We start from the raw sequence: 18,750 nt of genomic DNA, 5'->3' as shown, positions 1-18,750 counted from the left end.
TGCCTGCTATTCCCCACGTCCGGCCTTGGGCTCGTAGAACTCGCCGAGGCCGGACGCAGGGCCCCTTTTACGCAGGCTGCCGCGACACCGGCTCCTCGGCCTCGTGCCTCGGTCGCCACCCTGCTGCTACCCGCCGTCGAACTTCCCTTTCGTCTTTAAGGAGACTGAGATGAACAGCTTTACTGACAGCTTTACGATCAATGGCATTACCTTGACCGCCCAGCCCATTTGCCGGCAGGACGAGGTGCTGACTCCGGACGCCCTCTCGTTCGTTGCCAAGCTGCACCGGGCCACCGCTGAGCGGCGGCAGGAGCTGCTGCAGGCACGGCGGGCACGGCGGGCCGACATTGCCGCCGGGGCGGACCCCCGCTTCCTGCGGGAGACCGAGGAGATCCGGAATGATCCGTCCTGGCGGGTGGCTCCCCCGGCACCCGGGCTGGAGGACCGCCGTGTGGAGATCACCGGCCCGGTGGACAAGAAGATGACCATCAACGCCCTGAACTCGGGCGCGAAGGTGTGGCTCGCGGACATGGAGGACGCCTCCACCCCCACCTGGCGGAACGTCATCAAGGGCCAGCTGAACCTCACCGACGCCCTGGAACGCCGGATCGACTTCACCAGCGAAGAAGGCAAGGAATACAAGCTCCGCCCCGCCGGTGACCTGCCCACCATCGTGGTCCGCCCCCGCGGCTGGCACCTGCCTGAAAAGCACATGCTCATCGACGGCCAGCCCGTCGCCGGCGGCATCGTGGACTTCGGCCTGTTCTTCTTCCACAACGCCCGCCGCCTCCTGGCGCAGGGCAAGGGCCCGTACTTCTACCTGCCCAAGATCGAGAACCACCTCGAAGCCCGGCTCTGGAACGACATCTTCATCCTGGCCCAGGACCTGCTCGGCATCCCGCAGGGCACCATCCGCGCCACGGTGCTCATCGAAACCATCACCGCGGCCTTCGAAATGGAGGAAATCCTCTACGAACTGCGCGACCACGCCTCGGGCCTGAACGCCGGCCGCTGGGACTACATCTTCTCCCTGATCAAGAACTTCCGCACCCGCGGCCCCCGTTTCGTCCTCCCGGACCGCGGCCAGGTCACCATGACGCAGCCGTTCATGCGCGCCTACACCGAACAGCTGGTCAGGGCCTGCCACAAGCGCGGCGCCATGGCCATCGGCGGCATGGCCGCGGCCGTTCCCAACCGCAAGGACCCGGAAGCCAACGCCAACGCACTCGAAAAGGTCCGTGCGGACAAGACCCGCGAGGCCAACGACGGCTTCGACGGTTCCTGGGTAGCCCACCCGGACCTGGTGCCCGTCTGCCGCGAAGTGTTCGACGGCGTCCTCGGCAACAAGCCCAACCAGCTGGACCGGCTCCGCGAGGACGTCACCCCCGATGACCGCGCCCTGATTAACGTGGCCGCCACCACCGGCACCATCACCGAACAGGGCATCCGGAACAACATCGAAGTGGGCATCCGCTACATCGAGTCCTGGCTGCGCGGCAACGGCGCGGTGGCCATCCACAACCTGATGGAGGACGCCGCCACCGCCGAGATCTCCCGGTCCCAGCTCTGGCAGTGGATCTACGCCCGGGCCATCACGGACCACGGCGAGATCATCAGCCACGAATGGGTGGAGGAACTCCTGGACGAGGAATTCGCCCGGCTGGAGCGCTTCGACGGCGACCGCTTCGAGGACGCCCGGGACATCTTCGAAGAAGTAACGCTGGCCCGTGAGTTCCCGTCCTTCCTCACCCTCCCCGCCTACGCCCGCTACCTCACCGAGGCCCGCGAAAAGGCCACCGTCGAGGAGCTGGCCGCAGCCTAGCCAGGGACCAGCACCACACACTTCCGTCCGCCGGGCCGGCACGCCCTCCGCAACAGGCCCCCCGAAATCCGGGGCGCCGGCCCGGCGACGGAGCAACCGCCACACCCCCGCTCACTTGGTGCGGGAAAACCAAGACGCCCGCCCGCTTTCCCAAAGAAAGTGGGCGGGCGTTTGAGTGGCGGAACGTTCGACGGCGGACGCCCGCCTCAGCGCCCTTTCGGCACCTTCCGCACAGACAGGGTAGTGCTGACGAAGAAGGCCAGTACCGACACCAGGATGACCAGCAGTGCGGGAGTCCATGATCCCGAGCTGTCGTGGACGAAGCCCACCAGCGGCGGGGCCACTGCGGCGAGGCAGTAGCCCAGGCCCTGGACGGTGGCGGACATCCGGCCGGCGGAAGCCTGGTCGCGTGCCAGCTTGATGATGGCGATGAAGATCAGGGTAATGCCGCCGCCCTGCGCAATGCCGCCGGCCGTGGACCACAGCCACCAGAGCTCAGGCAGCAAAAGCAGCCCGAGGGGAACCGCCAGCCACAACGTACCCAGGGTGACCGCCACCGCCGTCGTACTCATGTATTTGGCCGCGAAGGGCACGCCGAGGCCGCCCACGATGGCCAGGATCTGGAAGATCGAGGACGCGGCGCCCGCCTCGGACGTGGACATGGCGAGCTCGTCGTGGAGGTAGCTGGGCAACCATGCCGTGACGCCGTAGTAGGAGAACGCCTGGCCGCCGAAGCCGGCCGTGAGGCCGAAGGTGGTCCAGCCCGAACCGGCCGCCCGGGGCAGCGGCGCGTCCCCGCCGTCGTCCCCCGATACCAGGAACGCCGTCCGCGGTCCCACGGCCAGGACCCACACCACCACCGCGGCGACTGCCAGGACGGCGACGGCGGCCAGGGCCAGCCTCCACCCCGTCACGGCCGCCAGCGGGGCCATGGCCACCGAGGTCAGGAAGGACCCGATATTCAGGGCGGCGGTGTAGATTCCCATCGCTGTCCCCTGCCGGCGCGGCGCAAAATCACGGCGGATGATCAGCGGCACCGCGATGTTCCCCACGGTAATGGCCAACCCGATGACCACCGTGCCGGCCACCACCAGCACCGGGCCCCCGGCGGAGCGCACCAGCACGCCGGCCAGTACGCCCAGGATGGTCAGCGTGACCGCGAACTCGGCCCCGAATTTCCGGGCGGCCAGGGACGCCAGCGGAGCCGCGAGCGAGAAGCAGAGCACCGGAATGCTGGTGAGCAGTCCCAGCAGGACCGGCGAAAAGTGCAGTTCCGCCTGCATGGGGTCCACCAGGGGCGCGACGGCGACGAAGGGGCCGCGGAGGTTCAGCGCCAGCAGGCCGATGCAGGCCAGCAGGACCCAGCTCTTCGGGACGCGGGAGAGGACGTGGCCGCTCACAGGGGCAAAATCGGGAATGGGCGTGGATTCATCACTCCCATTGCTATCATGCCCGGCGTGACGGGAGTTTCAGGCACCCTGCCATACGATGAACGTGACCCAAGGACGTAGGACACCGCGAAGGACAGCCATGACGCACCGCCTTGCCATCCTCGACGACTACCAGGACGTGGCCCACGGCTTCGCCGACTTCGCGGCCCTGGAGGCGAAGGGTGTCACCGTGACGTCCTACCGGGAGCCCTTCACATCCCCGGATGCGCTGGTGTCGGCGCTGGCAGACACCACCATGGTCATCGCGATGCGCGAACGGACGGCCTTCCCCCGTGAGGTGTTCGAAAAACTGCCGGCGCTTGAGCTGCTGGTCACCACCGGGATGGCGAACGCCTCCATCGACCTGGCGGCAGCTGCTGACCACGGGGTGACGGTGTGCGGTACGCCGGGTTCGCCCTCCGCTGCGCCGGAACTGACCTGGGCCCTGCTGCTGGCTATCGCCCGGCACCTGCCGGCGGAGGAAAACTCGCTCCGGGCGGGTACCTGGCAGTCGACGGTGGGGGTGGAGCTCGCCGGCAAAACCCTGGGCATCGTGGGTCTGGGGAAGATCGGCCGGCGGGTGGCCGCCTACGGGCAGGCGTTCGGCATGGACGTGGTGGCCTGGAGCCAGAACCTCACGGCTGAGGACGCCGCACAGGCCGGCGCCCGGCTGGTGTCCAAGGAGGAGCTCTTCACGGCAGCCGACGTCGCCACCCTCCACCTGCGGCTCTCCCCGCGGTCCGAGAACACCGTGGGCGAGGCCGAGCTGCGGCTGCTGGGCCCGGACGGCATCCTGGTGAACACCGCCCGCGGCCCGCTGGTTGACCAGGACGCGCTGGTCACGGCGCTGAACCAGGGGTGGATCCGCGGCGCCGCCCTGGACGTCTTCGACCAGGAGCCCCTTCAGGCCGGCCATCCGCTCCTGGCCGCGCCGAACACCGTGCTCTCCCCCCACCTGGGCTACGTCACCCAGGAAAGCTACCGGCTGTTTTACGGCGGCGCCCTTGAGGACATCACCGCCTGGCTCGCCGGCGCCCCCATCCGGACCCTCACCGCCTGACCTGGAAGAAACGCATGACCCACACCATCCGCAGGGCAACAACGGACGACGCCGGCCCGCTCGCCGCCCTGGCTTCCGTCACCTTTCCGCTGGCCTGCCCGCCGTCGTCGTCACCTGCCGACATCGCCGCGCACCTGGCCAACACGCTCAGCGAGGAACACTTCAAGGGATACCTCGCGGACCCGGACACCACCATCCTGGTCATCGACGCGGACGGCCGGCTCAACGGCTACAGCCTGCTGGTGGACCGGCCAGCCGCGGATCCGGATGTGGCGTCCGTCCTGACCCTGCTGCCGTCCGTGGAAATCAGCAAATGCTACGTCCACCCGGACTACCACGGACTGGGCGCCGCCGCCGAACTCATGCATGCCAGCCTGGCGGCTGCCGCAGGGTCCGGCGGCGCCGGGGCATGGCTGGGTGTCAACAGCCAGAATGCCCGCGCCATCCGCTTCTATGAAAAGTCCGGCTTCCGGAGGGTGGGTACCAAATCCTTCCGGCTGGGCAGCACAGTGGAGCATGATTTCGTGCTGGAGCGCGCACTGCCGTAGCGGTCCAGGTCCTTGATTAGCAGCGCCGCTGTCAGTGCAGCCTGCTGGCGTTCGCGCCGGCGCCCACCCTTTCCACCGGGTAGGCCAGCGGCGGACGCGGTTCGTCCAGGAGTTTCAGCCCCGGCGGGAGACCGTCGATGGTGCCGGTGGATCCGGCGGCGCTGATGGTCACCCGGCTGCTGTCCAGCAGGACGTTTTCCGCCCGGAACGAGCCCACGGACTCCGGCAGGATCGGTGCGAGGTGCACCACCCCGCGGGTGAAGACGGGGTCGAACCGGAGCAGGATCCGGGCGAGCTGCACCGGCGCGGCCGCAGCCCAGGCTTGCGGTGAGCAAGCGGTGGGATACGGAACGGGGCCGGGAAATTCGCCGCGGTCAAAGCCGCAGAACAGTTCCGGCAGCCGGCCGTCAAAGTGCTCGGCAGCGTCGAGGATGCCCATGGCCACCCGCCTGGCTTCGTCCACGAATCCGTAGCGCATCAGCCCGGTGGCCACCAGCGCGGTATCGTGTGGCCACACCGAGCCGTTGTGGTAGCTGACGGGGTTGTAGGCGCCCATGTCCGACGCCAGCGTGCGGATGCCCCAGCCCGTGAACATCTGCGGGGACATCAGGTTCTCCATGACGGACGTGGCTTTGTCCTCGTCCACCACCCCCGTCCATAGGCAATGGCCAATGTTGGAGGTCAGCGCATCAACATGCCGTTTGTCCTTGTCCAGTGCCACCGCGAAGTACCCCTTGTCCGGCAGCCAGAACTTCTTGTTGAACTCCTCCTTGAAAGCTGCCGCCTTTCCGGCCCAATGCTGTTCCAGCCCCGAATCGCCGCTCCAGTGGGCCAGCAAGGACCTGCCCAGGTAGGCGGAGTACACATAAGCCTGGACCTCGCAGAGGGCGATCGGCGCCTCCGCGATGGTCCCATCCGCGAAGTTGATCCCGTCCCAGGAGTCCTTCCAGCCCTGGTTCACCAGGCCATGGTCGTTGGGACGAAGGTATTCCACAAAGCCGTCGCCGTCGCGGTCGCCGTACTTTTCGATCCATTCCAGGGCCCGGTCCGCGTGCGCCAGCAAGGGCTGGATCGCATCCCGGGAGAGCCCCCACCGGCTCAACTCGCCAAGGGTGGAGACGAACAGGGGGGTTGCGTCGACGGTGCCGTAATACGCGGTGCCGCCCAACGACAGGCCGGCGGTGACACCAAGCCTGACCTCGTGCGGTATGCGGCCGGGTTCCTCCTCTGAATCCGGGTCAACCTTCTTCCCCTGGATCCCGGCCAGGGTCTGCAGCGTGCCCAGCGCAAGGTTCGGGTTGACCATCAGGCTCATGTAGGAAGTCAGCAGCGAATCCCGTCCGAACAACGCCATGAACCAGGGCGCACCTGCGGCTACGGCGGCGCGGTCGGGGTGATGGGCGTCGAAGATCCGCAGGGCACCAAGATCGCTCTGGCTCCGGTTGAGCACGTTCTGGAAGCTTGCGTCCTCGACGCTGATCCGCGGGACGTTCTCTTCCCAGGCCAGATGCCGCCGCACACCTTCCCGGTGGTGCGGAAGCTGCCCTTCCTTGAAGGGCTTTTCCGGCGCCTCCCCGTTCACCAGCGGCACCACAATCACGCTGGTGGCCCATTTGCCCCGGGCAGGGACGGTGATGTGAAAACGCAACCCGTCTGTGTCCACCTCTGCACCCCGTGCCCCGATGGCGGAGCCCCGCTGCTGGCCATGCCGTGATGCCTCGATGATGAGCTTTCCATCCACCACGGTGCGCGTTGTATCGTCCGGGCCGGTGGTCCGCCCGCCCTTAACGTCGAAGAGATCGGCCTGATCCGCATCCACGAGGAGTTCGATGTCGCACTCAACAGGCTCCGCCGCGTAATTCTCCAGGCTGATGTCATCCTGCAGGCCGGGCCCGATGTGGCGGACCTGACGGACCACCAACGGGCTGTCGAACCTGCCCCCGGGCCACGCGGCACGGCCAACGAACGTGGCCTCGAACGGATGCGGCCGCTGGGCAGACAGCGGCTCCCGCATCGAGCCGTTGATACGCAGCACCCAGCAGGAGATGATCCGGGTGTCCTGGAAGAACGCGCCGTTCGTGCCGGCGTCTGGGCTGATGTCACCGGTTCCGGCCGATATGCAAAACGAAGAACCCTCCAGGACGGTGACGGCGCCGACGTCCGACCCGGAGGCCTCGTTGTCTTCGTTCCAGGCGGTCATGAAGGACTCCCTTCTCAGGCGATTTGCTGCCGGGGAGCCGGAAGGCCGCCCGCCCCCTTAACGATTTTGGTGCACGGGCGCGGCATCCGGAACCCCTCCGGGCAATCTGCCCGCCAGCAGTTCATCAAAGAGCCTCAGGTGCTGCGCCACCATCCGTTGGGCATTGAACCTCTCCTCCACTGATGCCCGGCACCGTTCCCTGCTCAAGCCGGCTGCTGCCTCAACGAATCCGGGCAAATCCTCTGTCTGCCCCAGGAAGCCCGTCCGGCCATGCTCCACGATCTCGGGCGCTGAACCGACGCGCGTCCCGACGACGGGAGTGCCCGTGGCCAGCGCCTCGATCATCACCAGGCCGAACGGTTCGGACCACTGGATGGGGTTGAGGAAGGCCGTGGCCTCGCCCATCAGGCGGTACTTGGCGGCATCGTCCACTTCCCCCACGAAATCCTCGTTTGGGCCCAGCATGGGCTCGATGACCTCCCGGAAGTAGCGGACCTCGTCCTTCTCCCGCATCTTGACCGCTATCTTCAGGTGCATGCCCACCCTGCGGGCGATCGTGATGGCCTCAAGCAGCCCCTTGTCATGGCATGCGCGCCCCACGAAGCACAGGTAACCGCCGCGGCCGCTTCCCACCGGGACAGTGGAAACGTCCATGCCGTGATGGATCACCTGGGTGACGGGAACCTCGGGAGCGTGTGAAGCCTGGTCGCGGGAGATCGCCACGATTGCCACATCCGGCGCCATGGCCCGGTACAGGTCCTCTGCCTGCTTGTGGAGCGGGCCGTGGATGGTGGTGACCACCGGAACCTTGGCCGGACGGTGGGCGTAGAGCGGGCCGGCGAGCGTATGGTCGTGGATGATATCCACGTCCTGCAGCCCCTTGTAGGCCCGGATCACGTGGCTGAGTTCGGACATGGTTGAGCCAAGCTCGTCCCGGGACGCCGGCCGCATGCCCGGCACCAGCGGCACGGGGCATGTGCTTTCGGAAGGGGCGGCGAGCAGGACCTGGTGTCCGGCCGCCGCGAAGCCACGCGCCAGGGTGTCCACCACCCTTTCGATGCCGCCGTAAGTCAACGGAGGGATGGGAATCCAGGGTCCCGCAATCAGTCCAATTCGCATGTCTGGCCTCCAAGGAAGGGGCCCGAGCTCCCCAGCCGCCAGGCGCATCAACCCGCGGGACCGTTGGGGTCCCGTGGTGTTCTCATTTTGTTTGGCGTCTGCTTCACCTAACTCCGACTATTGCCCAGGATTGCCCCGGCCACAAGAGCGGATGTGTGCCATCTCATAAGGTGCCGGCGGAATGGCCGCAGGCGCGGCCCGGTTGTGCAAGGCATGAAGATTGAGATCTGGTCTGACGTTGCCTGCCCGTGGTGTTTCATCGGGAAGCGCCGGTTCGAGGCGGCCCTGGCAGCATTCCCTCACCGTGACGCCGTTGAGGTGGTGTGGCGGAGCTACCAGCTGGATCCCACCCTGCCGGAACACTACGACGGGACCGAGCTGGAGTACCTGAGCAGCCGCAAGGGCATGCCGTCACGGCAGGTCGCGCAGATGTTTGAGCACGTGGCGGAGCAGGCAAAAGGCGAAGGCCTGGACTACCGCTTCGACAAAGTGGTGGTGGCCAACAGCTTCACCGCGCACCGCCTGATCCACCTTGCAGCGGCGCACGGCCGGCAGGATGCGGCCAAGGAGCGCCTCCTGAGCGACCACTTCGAGCACGGCAAGGACATCGGCAGCCGGGACTACCTGTCCTCCCTCGGCAACGATCTTGGCCTGCCGTCCGATGAGGTGGAGGAGCTCTTCACCACGGACAAGTACACGGACGAGGTCCGGTTCGACGTCCAGGAGGCACAGGGCCTGGGCATCAGCGGCGTTCCGTTCTTCGTGATCGACCGCAAGTTCGGGCTGTCCGGAGCCCAGCCGGCGGAGACGTTCACCGCCGCCCTCACCCAGGCCTGGCAGGCTGCCAACCCGCTGGTCCTGGTCAACTCCTCCGACGGCGGCGCCTGCGGCCCCGACGGCTGCGCGGTGTAGCGCCTTTTACTGACACATCGCGGTAAAGTGTCTGCATGCCCAGGATTTCAGCGGCCAGCAATGCCGAACAACGCGCGGACACCCAGCGGCGCATCCTCACCGCTTTTGGGGAACTCCTCTTCACCCATGGCCTCCCGGGGTTGACCATGACAGACGTGGCCAGGCATGCCGGGGTGGGCCGCACGGCCGTCTACAACTACTACGCAGACATCGAAGAACTCCTGATCTCCTACGCCCTGGATGAGACCGAGAAGTTCCTTTCCGATCTGCGTGAATCGCTGGCCCGGCTGGACAACCCCGTGGAACGGCTGGCCCTGTACGTCCGCGCCCAGGTGGTTGACCTCAGCCGCCGCCACCTCCCGCCCGGACCTGCCATGGGGGCGGTGCTGTCGCCGTCGTCCTTTGCCAAGCTCTCGGACCATGTAGGCGAGCTGAGCGTCCTGTTGCAGGACATCCTGCGCGACGGCATGGAGCAGGGGTACCTGCCGGTGGCGGACGTGGGCCAGCAGTCCCAGCTGATCCTGGGGACCCTGTCCTCCAGTGCGGCCAGGGGCAGCGACGAGCCGGCCGAGCTGGAAGCCCGCGTGGCCAGGACGGTGCGCTTCATCCAGTTGGGTGCGGGTGCGCGGTTCGACGACGACGGGCGGCCCATCCGGGTGGCGCAGCTTCCGCCAGCGGCGCAGCTTTCGGCAGTGGCGCAGCTTCCCGCAGTGGCCGGCTAAGGACCGGCTGGCTGGAGGTCAGGCCGCGGGGGTGACAGGCAGTCTGTTGGTGTCCGCTATGCGCCGGCTTTCCCGGGGGCAGCTGAGCTTTCCCGGCGTCTGGTCCACCAGATCCGGCGGGACCAGTGCCTTGTAGTCCTGCGCCAGGATCACGTCCACGCTGGCGTCGGTCCTGCCGTCCTGGAAGTAGTCCGACCCCGGCACGTTGCGCTGCACGGTGAATGCCGCCGACTGTCCGCCCGCACCTGACACCACGGCCGCCACACCCCGGTAGCCGGCGTTGGTATTCGAGACGTTCCCCACCACGAACTTCCGCGCCAGGAACTCGTCCGCCACCGAGCGCGCCAGCCCGGCCCTGGTGGTGGAGTTGTAGACGTTGAGGTTGATCTTGTCGTTGGGTACGTAGTCGAACATGGAGGCCGGGCAGGAGGAAACCGGTGCCGGGGCGGGCTCGGCGGCGGGGATCTTCAACCGGCCGTTGATGATGGCCATGGCAACGATGATGCCTGCGGCGATCAGGCCTGCCAGGAGGACCAGCACCACCCCGTGCAGCACGCGGCGGCGGACCCGGGCGGTCTCATCGGCATCCGCGGCCGCTTCCATGGCGGCGCGCAGCTCAGGGCCGGAAACAACATGGTGGCCATGAAGGACACTCGGGTCCTTCGGCCGCCCCCTAGCCATCGAGCACCAGGACCCGGGCGTGGATCGCGGTGCGCTGGTGCAGGGCGGTCCGGACCGCGCGGTGCAGGCCGTCCTCGAGGTAGAGGGTCCCCTTGTACTGCACTACGTGCGGGAACAGGTCGCCGAAAAATGTGGAATCCTCCGCCAGCAGCGCTTCCAGGTCAAGGGTGCGCTTGGTGGTGACCAGTTCGTCCAGCCGGACCGGTCGCGGCGGCAGCGACGCCCACTGCTTGGGGGTGCTGTAACCATGGTCGGGGTAAGGGCGGCCCTCGCCCACAGCTTTGAATATCACCATGCCACAGTAGGCACCGCGCTGCCCCAGCGAAAGTGGCAGGGCGGACCGGCGCCAGGTTGTAGCCAAACAGTGACCATATGCCATGCGCCCCGGCCGTAGGGCGGACACACAGCGGCAGCGCCTGCCGTGCTGACAGAATGGAACCATGACAGTATCCGAGTCCCCTGCCGCGCCCGTGCCCGGAATCCGCCAGCCGTCCGCGCCGCCGCTGGCGCTCCTGCTTGACGTGGACGGCCCCGTGGCCAGCCCGCTGACGCGGGACGTCAAACCGGACATCATCCTGGACCTGGTGGCGCTGGCCGCAGCCGGCATCCCCGTCATTTTCAACACCGGCCGTTCCGACGCCTTCATCCGCGAGCAGGTCATGGAACCGATGATCGCCGCCGGCATTCCAGCCGGAACTGTCATCCATGCCGTCTGCGAAAAGGGTGCGGTCTGGTTCAGCTACACCTCTGCCGGCCCCGGCCCCATCCACGTGGACCGGGAGCTTGCCGTTCCGGCGGCGTACGGCGACGACATCCGCCGGCTGGTGGCGGAGGACTATGCAGCCCACATGTTCTTCGACGAAACCAAGCGCGCCATGGTGTCCGTGGAGCAGCACATCGATGTGCCCAGCGCGGACTACCTGGCCGAGCAGAAGCTCTTCGACGCCGAGGCCATGGCGCTCATGGGGCGCCACGGGCTGGGCGTTGTCCGCCTGGACCACCACGCACCGAACTCCGACGACGAGGTGGACTACCGCGTGGACCCCACCATCATTTCCACGGACATCGAGTCGGTGCGGCTGGGGAAGGATCTTGGCGCCAGCCGGGCGGTGGAGCTGCTGGCGGCCCAGGGCATCACGCCGCAGGCGTGGCGGACGGTGGGCGATTCCCGCACCGACTACGCCATGGCGGACTGGCTGCACCATAACGACCACCCGGTGAAGCACGTGGATGTGCGGCCGGCGGACGGTGTGCCGGCCAAGCCCTATCCGGTGCTGACCGCAGCGGACCTCGGGCTGGAGGAAACAGTGATCCACGACGACGCCGGCGGGGCCTTCCTGCGCAGCTGGCGTGAGGCGCTGGACGCCTGAGCCCCTGCCGGGCCGCCGTCGAAACGTCGCCAAGGGGCTTCAACCGGGCCCCGAAACCTTCCGTTACTCCAGCAGGACTATCATGCAGTTAAGAATGCCCACTTCCACCAGCTCGGAGACAACCATTACAGAAGCACCGGTCCAGGACGAGGTCTACTACGGCGGCCAGGCGTCCGTGGAGGAACAATTTCACGCCGAGATCACGTCTCCGGCGGCAGAGCAGCGGCTCAGGCACCGCCCCGATGTCATCCGGCACAAGGGCCGTTTTGCCCTGATCAATGACACCAGGACTCCGTACCAGGCCATGGTGGAGGACCTGCTGTTCCTCCGCAATGTCCTGGCGAACGCGGGCCTCAACTATCTGCTGGTCCGTGGCAACAACGACCGCCCTGTCCTGGCCCTGGACTGGAAGGACCGGAAGAAGCTCCGGGCCGCCCTGGTGGAGGCGTGCCGGGACGAGCCCTTCTATTCCATGACCGTGGACGCCAAGAAGAAGACGTCTGTCCTGGTGGCCGACGGGGAGCTCTCGCCCAACCGGCAGGGCCGCATCTTCCGCCTGTACCGGCCCCGGGTGGAGCCGGTGGGCGGCTTCGAGTTCGGCGCCTCTGCCGGGGTGCAGATCGAACTCTGGTCCTTCGAGGGCGAGGAACTCATCCTTCCCATCGAAAACTCGCTGACCCGCAGGACCCTGCTGCGCCAGGACGCCGTCCGCGGCACCGTGGAACGCTACGGCCACACCTGGCCCACCATCGAGAACATGTTCGCCGACCACGCAAGCGACATCAGCTTCGACATCGACCTCGTCTTCTCCTGGGTGGACGGAAGCTCCCCGGAATACATTGCTGCCCGCCGCGCGCAGCAGCAGGGCGTCGTCCTGGGCGAAGGTGACGACCACGAGGCCCGGTTCCGGCAGATCAATGAACTCAAGTACGCGCTGCGGTCCGTGTACATGTTCGCGCCGTGGATCCGCCGCATCTTCATCGCCACCGACTCCCCCGCGCCTGCCTGGCTGGCAGAGCACCCGTCGGTCACCATTGTCCGCAGCGAGGAGTTCTTCGCGGACCCCTCCGTGCTGCCCACCCACAACTCCCAGGCCGTGGAGTGCCAGCTGCACCACATCGAAGGGTTGTCCGAGCACTTCCTCTACTCCAATGACGACATGTTCTTTGGCCGCCCCGTGGGCCCTGACATGTTCTTCACGCCCGGCGGCATCACCAAGTTCATCGAGGCGGAAACCAGGATCGGCCTGGGTGAGAACGCCGCTGAGCGCAGCGGGTTTGAGAATGCCGCCAGGGTGAACCGCAAGCTCCTGTGGAACCGGTTCGGCCGGATTACCACCCGCCACCTGGAGCACACCGCCGCGCCGCTGCGGCGCAGCGTGGTGGCCCAGATGGAGGAGGAGTTCCCCGCGGAGTTCAGCAAGACGGCAGCCAGCCGCTTCCGCGCTGCGGACAACATCTCCGTGACCAACTCGTTCTACCACTACTACGCACTGCTCACCGGCCGGGCCGTTACACAGACAGCCGCCAAGGTCCGCTACGTTGACACCACCATGCGCTCAGGGCTGAAATACCTGCCCAAGCTGCTGGCCAAGCGGAACATGGACTTCTTCTGCCTGAACGACGGGAGCTTCCCGGAGATCAGCGCGGACGAGCGCGCCGAAGTGGTCACGGACTTCCTGGAAAGGTACTTCCCCATCAAGGCGCCCTGGGAGAAGTAGCCCGGTCCAGGCTGTAGTCACCGCCTGGTGGACGCTCCGAGCTTGGCGTTGCCGCGCTGCTTGGTGGTCTCCGGGATCCGGATCCCCGCAGCCTCCAGCCGCCGGGCCGTTTCCTCGGGTGACACGTACTCGCCCACCGTTGGTGAAGCGCCCAGCGGGACCACGGAGTGCACGATGGTGTGCTCGTAGACGTGCACCAGGTTGAAGGCCTGGCCGCCGTCCTGCCCGCGCGTGCCTCCTACCGGGACGTTCAGGTCCTGGGTGTAGCAGGAGGCGGAAGCGACCGAGACGGGGACGCCGGCGAAGCTAGCCGTAGTGGAGTAGTGCAGGTGGCCGGCCAGGATGGTGCGGACGTCCGAGTTGCGGACCACTGCCTCCAGCGAGGCCTGGTCGCGCAGTTCCACAAGCACGGAAAGGTCAAGCACGGACGGGACCGGAGGGTGGTGGAGGGCCAGGATGGTGCCGTCCGGGGCAGGGGTTTCCAGCTGCCGGGCCAGCCAGTCCAGCTGGGCGCCGCTCAGTTCGCCGTGGTGGAAGCCCGGCACAGTGGTGTCCAGCGTGATGACGCGCAGCCCATTGATGAAGTAGCTGTGGTCCACCGGCTCGTCGCTGCCGGGTTGGTCGAGCAGGCCCTTGCGGAAGTTGGCCCGGTCATCGTGGTTTCCCATGGCCCAGATGACCTGGGCGCCGAGCTCCTTGCAGGCAGGGTCCACAATGGCCCGCAGTTTCACGTAGGCCCGGGGATCGCCTTTGTCAGCGAGGTCGCCGGTGAAGATGACGGCCTCCGGCCTTGCGCCGGATGCTTTGACTTCGTCGAAGAGCTGGATGAGCCTGGCTTCGCTGTCGACAGTTCCGTAGAGGGGGTCTGGACCTCCCAACAGGTGGGGATCGCTCAGGTGGAGTAGGAAGTGGCGTGGCCGGGGGTGTTCGGCCTCGATGTGCTCCATTGCTACCTCTATGGTCGGTGGGAAGCCGTTCTTCCCTTGTACCCTTCAGTAATATTTATCCAATCAGACATTTGGCAAACTTGGGGTAAATCGCCGGAGCTGATGTGGAAAAAGTTGGAAGAACTGCGCTTTTGCAGACCCGGTTCGGCCAGACCGCGTTTATCCGAGCTCCTGCTCGACCGCGTCGATGACCTCGGCCGAGTCCGGTTCAACGGTGGGGGCAAAGCGCGCCACCACCTCGCCGTCGCGGTTAACCAGGAACTTCTCGAAATTCCACTTCACCAGCCCCGGCAGCAGCCCCGTTTTGAACTTGGTGAGCTCGGTGTAGAGCGGGTGCTGATTCCTGCCCCGGACATCGGCCTTGGCGGTGAGCGGGAACGTGACCCCGAAATTGCGTTCGCAGAACTCCGCGATGTCGCGGTCGGTTCCGGGCTCCTGCCCTGCGAACTGGTTGCACGGAACGCCCAGGACCTCGAATCCGCGGTCCCGGAACTTCTCGTAAAGGGCCTCCAGTCCGGCGTACTGGGGGGTGAAGCCGCAGTTGGAGGCCACGTTGACCACCAACACCACTTTTCCCTTGAACTGGCTGAAGTCCGTCCGGGTGCCGTCGTTGAGGACCAGCGGGATGGGATACAGCGGCGCATGCCGTCGGGTCTGCGGAAGGTTGCTCATATGGACAGTTCGTTGCCGAGGTCCCACCGTACGGGTCCAAAGTGAAGATTTCCTAGGCCGGCGGGGTGGTGGCCGTCGCGCTTGGCGTCATGGTTGACGAGGTGGTTGCCGTGGGCTCGGGTTCTGCCGGCGGAGGCGCCAGGGTTGGGGTTGGCGTGGGGCTCGGGGTCGGGGTCGGGGTCGGGGTTGGGGTCGGTTCGAGGGTTGTCTGCGCCGGGCTCGGGGTTGGGGTCGGTTCGAGGGTTGTCTGCGCCGGGCTCGGGGTTGGGGTTGGCGTGGGGCTCGGGGTCGGAGTGGGGCTCGGGGTTGGGGTCGGGGTAGCGGCCGCTGGAGCGGTGGGCGATGGTTCAGTCGGCGTCGGAGTTGGACCAGGGTCACTGGGCGACGGCGACGGCGTCGGGCTGGGTGAGGCCGTCGGACTTGACGTTGAAGTTGCCGGGTCAGTCGGCGACGGCGTCGGGCTGGGTGAGGCCGTCGGACTTGACGTTGAAGTTGCCGGGTCAGTCGGCGACGGCGTCGGGCTGGGCGAGGCAGTTGGATCACTCGCCGACGGGCTGGGCGAGGCCGTCGGAGTTGCCGGGTCGGTCGGCGAAGGCGATGGCGAAGGCGTCGAAGTTACCGGGTCGGTAGGCGATGGACTCGGTGACGGCGACGGGCCGGGCGCGGGGTCCGTGGGCGACGGCGACGCGGCACTCCCCGAAGGTTCAGCGGGTGGCGGGGCCGTCGTCGTCAATTGCGCGTCAGGGGGCGCAAGCACTACACCCGTCGCCTCCGAGGGCGCAGGTGCCGGTGCAAGCGGCAGGAGTGGCGGGAAGGGTGAAACCTGCAGCCCGGCAGCGGGGATTTCTCCGCCCGGATCCACCCGGAGGGGGATGGTCCAGCTGATCCTGCCGGCAGACAGCCCCTGGCCGGGCGCGTAGGAGACCATGTCGGCAGGAAGGGCCCAGTTCAAAGTGCGGAGCTGCAGGAAGCTCCATCTGAGGGGGTTTGTATACCGCCCGTTCAGGATGGCCTCGAAATGCAGGTGGCAGCCCGTGGACCATCCGGTGGTACCAACGCGCGCGATGACTTGGCCTGCCTGCACTGTATCGCCCGTATGGACGCCGATGGACTCAAGGTGGTTGTAGGTGGTGATGAGGCCGTCGCCATGATCGATCTCCACACGGTTGCCGCCGCCCCAGGGATGCCATCCGGCCGCGCGTACAACACCGGCGTCGGCTGCGTGGACGGGCATGCCGCAGGCCGCTGCATAATCCTGGCCCAGGTGGAAATCACCAGCAGTCCCGCTGATCGGGCTGACCCGGAAGCCGAACGGCGAACTCGGCTCGAGGAGCTGAAGCGGGGCCATCAAAAAGCCGGCTCCGGGCCTGCCCGTGCCCGCCGGCCCTACTGTCAGGGCCGCCGGGGCATCTGCGCCCGTACTTCCTATCGCCGTATGTGGGAAAGCCAGGGTGACCATAGGACTGGACAGGATGGCCGGCGGAAGGGCGCCGGCGCCGACCTGGTCCGACGCCGGCGGACCGGGTTCCCTTTGCGCTTCCTCGATGCTGTTCCCGCCGGATGTTCCGCCGGGGACTGCAGCACCCTCGGCCCCGGTGCCCGCAACTGATCCCGTCCACTGCACGGGCCCTGCCGGGCCGGCAGAAAGGTTGACGGCATAAACGGACGCCGCCAGCACCCCCGCCGCGGCGACGGCGCGTGCAACGGGGGGAAAGCTACGCTGGGCCGGCTTTCTGGTGCCGGGCGCTGGATTCTTGCCCAAGTGACTGACTCCACGTCGTGGCCTGCCGCCCGTTGTCTCGACGGTATGTCCCATGGGACCACAGCACCGCAGGGGTGGAAACCCCATGGGTGCACATTGCGGGTTTTTTGCGGGCGTTAGGGGGTTGGGAGTTTCCGCTGCTCAGGAGGCTGGTCGCGGTGCCCCTGCAGAAATGGGCAACAATGTCTCATGCGCAATGTCCTTCGTACATGGCAGGACGAAATCAAGAAGACCTTTTCAGGGAAGGCTGATGCACCACCGGACTGGTCGCTGCGGCTCGCGGAAGGCGACGACGCCGGCTACCACCTGCCCGGCTCGGCCGTCTGGGCAGTTCATGGCTCCATGACGCCGATCGTTGGCGGGATCCGGACGCTGCTCATGCAGTCGCTGCACCCCGGTGCCCTGGCGGGAGTGCACGAACACTCCAACTTCCGGGAAGACCCCTTGCGCCGGCTGGCCAACACCATCCGGTGGATCTTCACGGTGACATACGGCTCAACGGCGGCCGCCGAGGAGGCAACACGGCGTGTCCGCCGGCTCCATGAGCCGGTCCAGGGCACCTACAAGGACAACGACGGCGGCACACGCACCTACAGTGCCAACGACTCCGGGCTGGCCGGCTGGATCCATATCGCCTTCACGGATGGCTTCCTGGCAGCCCATAAGATCTGGGGCGGACCCATTCCTGGCGGCCCGGACGCCTACGTCCGGGAGTGGGCCCAGGCCGGGCGGCTGATGGGAGTGGACAACCCGCCGCTGACCGAGGCGGAGATGCGCGGCCAGCTGGACCAGTGGTACACGCAGGGCGTCCTGCGCGCGGACGACAGGGTGAAGGAAACGGTTCAGTTCATCCGCAACGCTCCGCTGCATCCCCTGCTAAAGCCCGGTTACCGGATCCTGTTTGCGGCCGCCGTCTACAGCTTGGAACCCCGGTACCGCCAGATGCTCGGGCTTTCCGTTCCACGGCTGGGCCCCTTCCCCCTGCCCGTGAGGCTGGGCACAAAGGTGGTGCTCGGCGTCGTCCATCTTGCCCTGGGCGGGCTTCGCCGGCGGACGGGTCCCAGCGAACTGGCTGCGAGGCGGCGCCTGAGGCGGCTGGGCGAGCCTTTGGCGGACATGGCCTAGGGGGTCCACGACCAGGAGCCCATGACGGCGGAAACGCAAGAACCCGGCCCCGGAATCACCGGGGCCGGGTTCTTAACCGGCGGAGAATGGGGGATTTGAACCCCCGAGGGCGTTAACCCAACACGCGTTCCAGGCGTGCGCCATAGGCCGCTAGGCGAATTCTCCAACTGCTTCTGAATCAAAAGCAGGTATTAGATTACCTGAACTTTTCCGCATCGCCCAATTGGGCTGTTCGGAGCAGGATTTCCGCGCTCCCCTGCCCGTGCCCGGAGACGCCTGCGCGTCGCCCTTAAGCTGGAAATGGACGCCCCCAACGCGCCCATTCCCCGATGCACCGTTGAGCTGCCGGGTCCGTCCCGTTCAGCCAGGCCACGCAGCTCACAACCTTGAGATTGCCCCAATCGGTGTACATACCAATGATCGCGGCTGCCGGTGGGATAAGCAATGAAGACCGCCGTCTGAATAGCTTCCGGCACTGCGTTGTTCCCCAGAAGCGGGCTCCGGGAAGCAGGCGACGGCCGATTCGAGTCGAGCCGGATGTTCGGGTAAAGTAGCTCGCGGCCCCTCATGTGGCGTCATCCTGTTGAACTCCCCCAGGACCGGAAGGTAGCAAGGGTAGACGGGCTCTGGCGGGTGCATGGGGGGTCTTTACTATTCCCC

Annotated in this window: 16 protein-coding genes, 1 tRNA gene, 1 other RNA gene and 1 pseudogene; 10 read left to right on the top strand and 9 right to left on the bottom strand. The window is 66.9% G+C overall.

All coding sequences use genetic code 11. The features are described from left to right. The first annotated feature begins 169 nt into the window (after positions 1-169). Complete coding sequence (gene aceB / locus LDO14_RS03140; RefSeq protein ID WP_223993717.1) at positions 170-1,822, top strand: malate synthase A; 1,653 nt, start codon at positions 170-172, stop codon at positions 1,820-1,822. Positions 1,823-2,028: 206 nt separating this feature from the next. On the opposite strand, the gene LDO14_RS03135 is transcribed toward aceB, so the two are convergent. After that, a complete protein-coding gene (locus tag LDO14_RS03135) occupies positions 2,029-3,222 on the bottom strand; it encodes an MFS transporter (protein WP_223993715.1) in 1,194 nt (397 codons plus the stop codon). A gap of 130 nt (positions 3,223-3,352) precedes the next feature. Between LDO14_RS03135 and LDO14_RS03130 the strand changes: the two genes are divergently transcribed. Further along, positions 3,353-4,312, top strand: a complete 960-nt coding sequence (locus tag LDO14_RS03130) for a D-2-hydroxyacid dehydrogenase family protein (protein WP_018771874.1) — start codon at positions 3,353-3,355, stop codon at positions 4,310-4,312. 14 nt (positions 4,313-4,326) lie between these two features. Beyond that, on the top strand, positions 4,327-4,860 hold the full coding sequence (locus LDO14_RS03125; RefSeq protein WP_223993713.1) for a GNAT family N-acetyltransferase: 534 nt from the start codon (positions 4,327-4,329) through the stop codon (positions 4,858-4,860). Positions 4,861-4,891: 31 nt separating this feature from the next. On the opposite strand, the gene LDO14_RS03120 is transcribed toward LDO14_RS03125, so the two are convergent. Together LDO14_RS03120 and LDO14_RS03115 are read right to left on the bottom strand one after the other, a co-directional pair. Continuing rightward, positions 4,892-7,060 carry a glycogen debranching N-terminal domain-containing protein gene (locus LDO14_RS03120; RefSeq protein WP_223993711.1) on the bottom strand — a complete coding sequence of 723 codons (2,169 nt, stop codon included), beginning with the start codon at positions 7,058-7,060 and terminating at the stop codon, positions 4,892-4,894. 57 nt (positions 7,061-7,117) lie between these two features. Then, positions 7,118-8,179: a glycosyltransferase family 4 protein gene (locus LDO14_RS03115; protein WP_018771871.1), complete on the bottom strand. Its 1,062-nt coding sequence runs from the start codon at positions 8,177-8,179 to the stop codon at positions 7,118-7,120. 213 nt (positions 8,180-8,392) lie between these two features. Between LDO14_RS03115 and LDO14_RS03110 the strand changes: the two genes are divergently transcribed. Further along, complete coding sequence (locus tag LDO14_RS03110) at positions 8,393-9,091, top strand: DsbA family oxidoreductase (protein ID WP_144601219.1); 699 nt, start codon at positions 8,393-8,395, stop codon at positions 9,089-9,091. Between the two features lie 35 nt (positions 9,092-9,126). Then, positions 9,127-9,813, top strand: coding sequence for a TetR/AcrR family transcriptional regulator (locus tag LDO14_RS03105; protein ID WP_223993709.1), 687 nt, complete (start codon positions 9,127-9,129; stop codon positions 9,811-9,813). An 18-nt stretch (positions 9,814-9,831) separates the two neighbouring features. On the opposite strand, the gene LDO14_RS03100 is transcribed toward LDO14_RS03105, so the two are convergent. Further along, entirely contained in the window at positions 9,832-10,494 is a 663-nt protein-coding gene (locus LDO14_RS03100) for a LytR C-terminal domain-containing protein (RefSeq protein ID WP_026266166.1), read from the bottom strand. Further along, positions 10,487-10,786 (bottom strand): hypothetical protein, encoded by a 300-nt coding sequence (locus LDO14_RS03095; protein ID WP_026266165.1) that lies wholly within the window; start codon positions 10,784-10,786, stop codon positions 10,487-10,489. The genes LDO14_RS03100 and LDO14_RS03095 overlap by 8 nt, the downstream gene beginning before the upstream one ends. Before the next feature lie 148 nt (positions 10,787-10,934). On the opposite strand from LDO14_RS03095, the gene LDO14_RS03090 reads away from it, so the two are divergent. After that, positions 10,935-11,864 (top strand): hypothetical protein, encoded by a 930-nt coding sequence (locus LDO14_RS03090; protein WP_018771866.1) that lies wholly within the window; start codon positions 10,935-10,937, stop codon positions 11,862-11,864. A gap of 82 nt (positions 11,865-11,946) precedes the next feature. Beyond that, positions 11,947-13,584, top strand: a complete 1,638-nt coding sequence (locus tag LDO14_RS03085; RefSeq protein WP_043425594.1) for a stealth family protein — start codon at positions 11,947-11,949, stop codon at positions 13,582-13,584. A gap of 17 nt (positions 13,585-13,601) precedes the next feature. On the opposite strand, the gene LDO14_RS03080 is transcribed toward LDO14_RS03085, so the two are convergent. Both LDO14_RS03080 and LDO14_RS03075 read right to left on the bottom strand, forming a co-directional pair. Continuing rightward, complete coding sequence (locus LDO14_RS03080) at positions 13,602-14,531, bottom strand: phosphodiesterase (protein WP_018771864.1); 930 nt, start codon at positions 14,529-14,531, stop codon at positions 13,602-13,604. 159 nt (positions 14,532-14,690) lie between these two features. Then, positions 14,691-15,203 (bottom strand): glutathione peroxidase, encoded by a 513-nt coding sequence (locus tag LDO14_RS03075; RefSeq protein ID WP_018771863.1) that lies wholly within the window; start codon positions 15,201-15,203, stop codon positions 14,691-14,693. 335 nt (positions 15,204-15,538) lie between these two features. Between LDO14_RS03075 and LDO14_RS03065 the strand changes: the two genes are divergently transcribed. Continuing rightward, on the top strand, positions 15,539-16,123 hold the full coding sequence (locus LDO14_RS03065; RefSeq protein WP_223995358.1) for a hypothetical protein: 585 nt from the start codon (positions 15,539-15,541) through the stop codon (positions 16,121-16,123). Between the two features lie 122 nt (positions 16,124-16,245). On the opposite strand, the pseudogene LDO14_RS21550 reads toward LDO14_RS03065, so the two are convergent. After that, positions 16,246-16,437 (bottom strand): annotated as a pseudogene (locus LDO14_RS21550) (M23 family metallopeptidase); the annotation flags it as partial. 717 nt (positions 16,438-17,154) lie between these two features. On the opposite strand from LDO14_RS21550, the gene LDO14_RS03055 reads away from it, so the two are divergent. Further along, entirely contained in the window at positions 17,155-18,090 is a 936-nt protein-coding gene (locus LDO14_RS03055) for an oxygenase MpaB family protein (RefSeq protein ID WP_223993703.1), read from the top strand. Positions 18,091-18,170: 80 nt separating this feature from the next. On the opposite strand, the gene LDO14_RS03050 is transcribed toward LDO14_RS03055, so the two are convergent. After that, positions 18,171-18,255, bottom strand: a tRNA-Ser gene (locus LDO14_RS03050). 391 nt (positions 18,256-18,646) lie between these two features. On the opposite strand from LDO14_RS03050, the gene ffs reads away from it, so the two are divergent. Further along, an RNA gene (ffs, locus tag LDO14_RS03045) (signal recognition particle sRNA small type) lies at positions 18,647-18,743 on the top strand. The last annotated feature ends 7 nt before the right edge of the window (positions 18,744-18,750 follow it).

Origin of the sequence: Arthrobacter sp. NicSoilB11 (genome assembly GCF_019977375.1) — a bacterium.
In the GTDB taxonomy this organism is placed as follows: Bacteria; Actinomycetota; Actinomycetes; order Actinomycetales; family Micrococcaceae; genus Arthrobacter.
Note: the sequence above shows the minus strand (reverse complement) of the source record. Positions and strands in the feature narration are given on the sequence as shown.

Coding starts and splice junctions, on each gene's coding strand:
- LDO14_RS03090 (WP_018771866.1), top strand. CDS start 10,935: ATGACAGTATCCGAGTCCCCTGCCGCGCCCGTGCCCGGAATCCGCCAG.
- LDO14_RS03130 (WP_018771874.1), top strand. CDS start 3,353: ATGACGCACCGCCTTGCCATCCTCGACGACTACCAGGACGTGGCCCAC.
- aceB (WP_223993717.1), top strand. CDS start 170: ATGAACAGCTTTACTGACAGCTTTACGATCAATGGCATTACCTTGACC.
- LDO14_RS03085 (WP_043425594.1), top strand. CDS start 11,947: ATGCAGTTAAGAATGCCCACTTCCACCAGCTCGGAGACAACCATTACA.
- LDO14_RS03115 (WP_018771871.1), bottom strand. CDS start 8,179: ATGCGAATTGGACTGATTGCGGGACCCTGGATTCCCATCCCTCCGTTG.
- LDO14_RS03125 (WP_223993713.1), top strand. CDS start 4,327: ATGACCCACACCATCCGCAGGGCAACAACGGACGACGCCGGCCCGCTC.
- LDO14_RS03110 (WP_144601219.1), top strand. CDS start 8,393: ATGAAGATTGAGATCTGGTCTGACGTTGCCTGCCCGTGGTGTTTCATC.
- LDO14_RS03105 (WP_223993709.1), top strand. CDS start 9,127: ATGCCCAGGATTTCAGCGGCCAGCAATGCCGAACAACGCGCGGACACC.
- LDO14_RS03055 (WP_223993703.1), top strand. CDS start 17,155: ATGCGCAATGTCCTTCGTACATGGCAGGACGAAATCAAGAAGACCTTT.
- LDO14_RS03100 (WP_026266166.1), bottom strand. CDS start 10,494: ATGGCTAGGGGGCGGCCGAAGGACCCGAGTGTCCTTCATGGCCACCAT.
- LDO14_RS03080 (WP_018771864.1), bottom strand. CDS start 14,531: ATGGAGCACATCGAGGCCGAACACCCCCGGCCACGCCACTTCCTACTC.
- LDO14_RS03120 (WP_223993711.1), bottom strand. CDS start 7,060: ATGACCGCCTGGAACGAAGACAACGAGGCCTCCGGGTCGGACGTCGGC.
- LDO14_RS03075 (WP_018771863.1), bottom strand. CDS start 15,203: ATGAGCAACCTTCCGCAGACCCGACGGCATGCGCCGCTGTATCCCATC.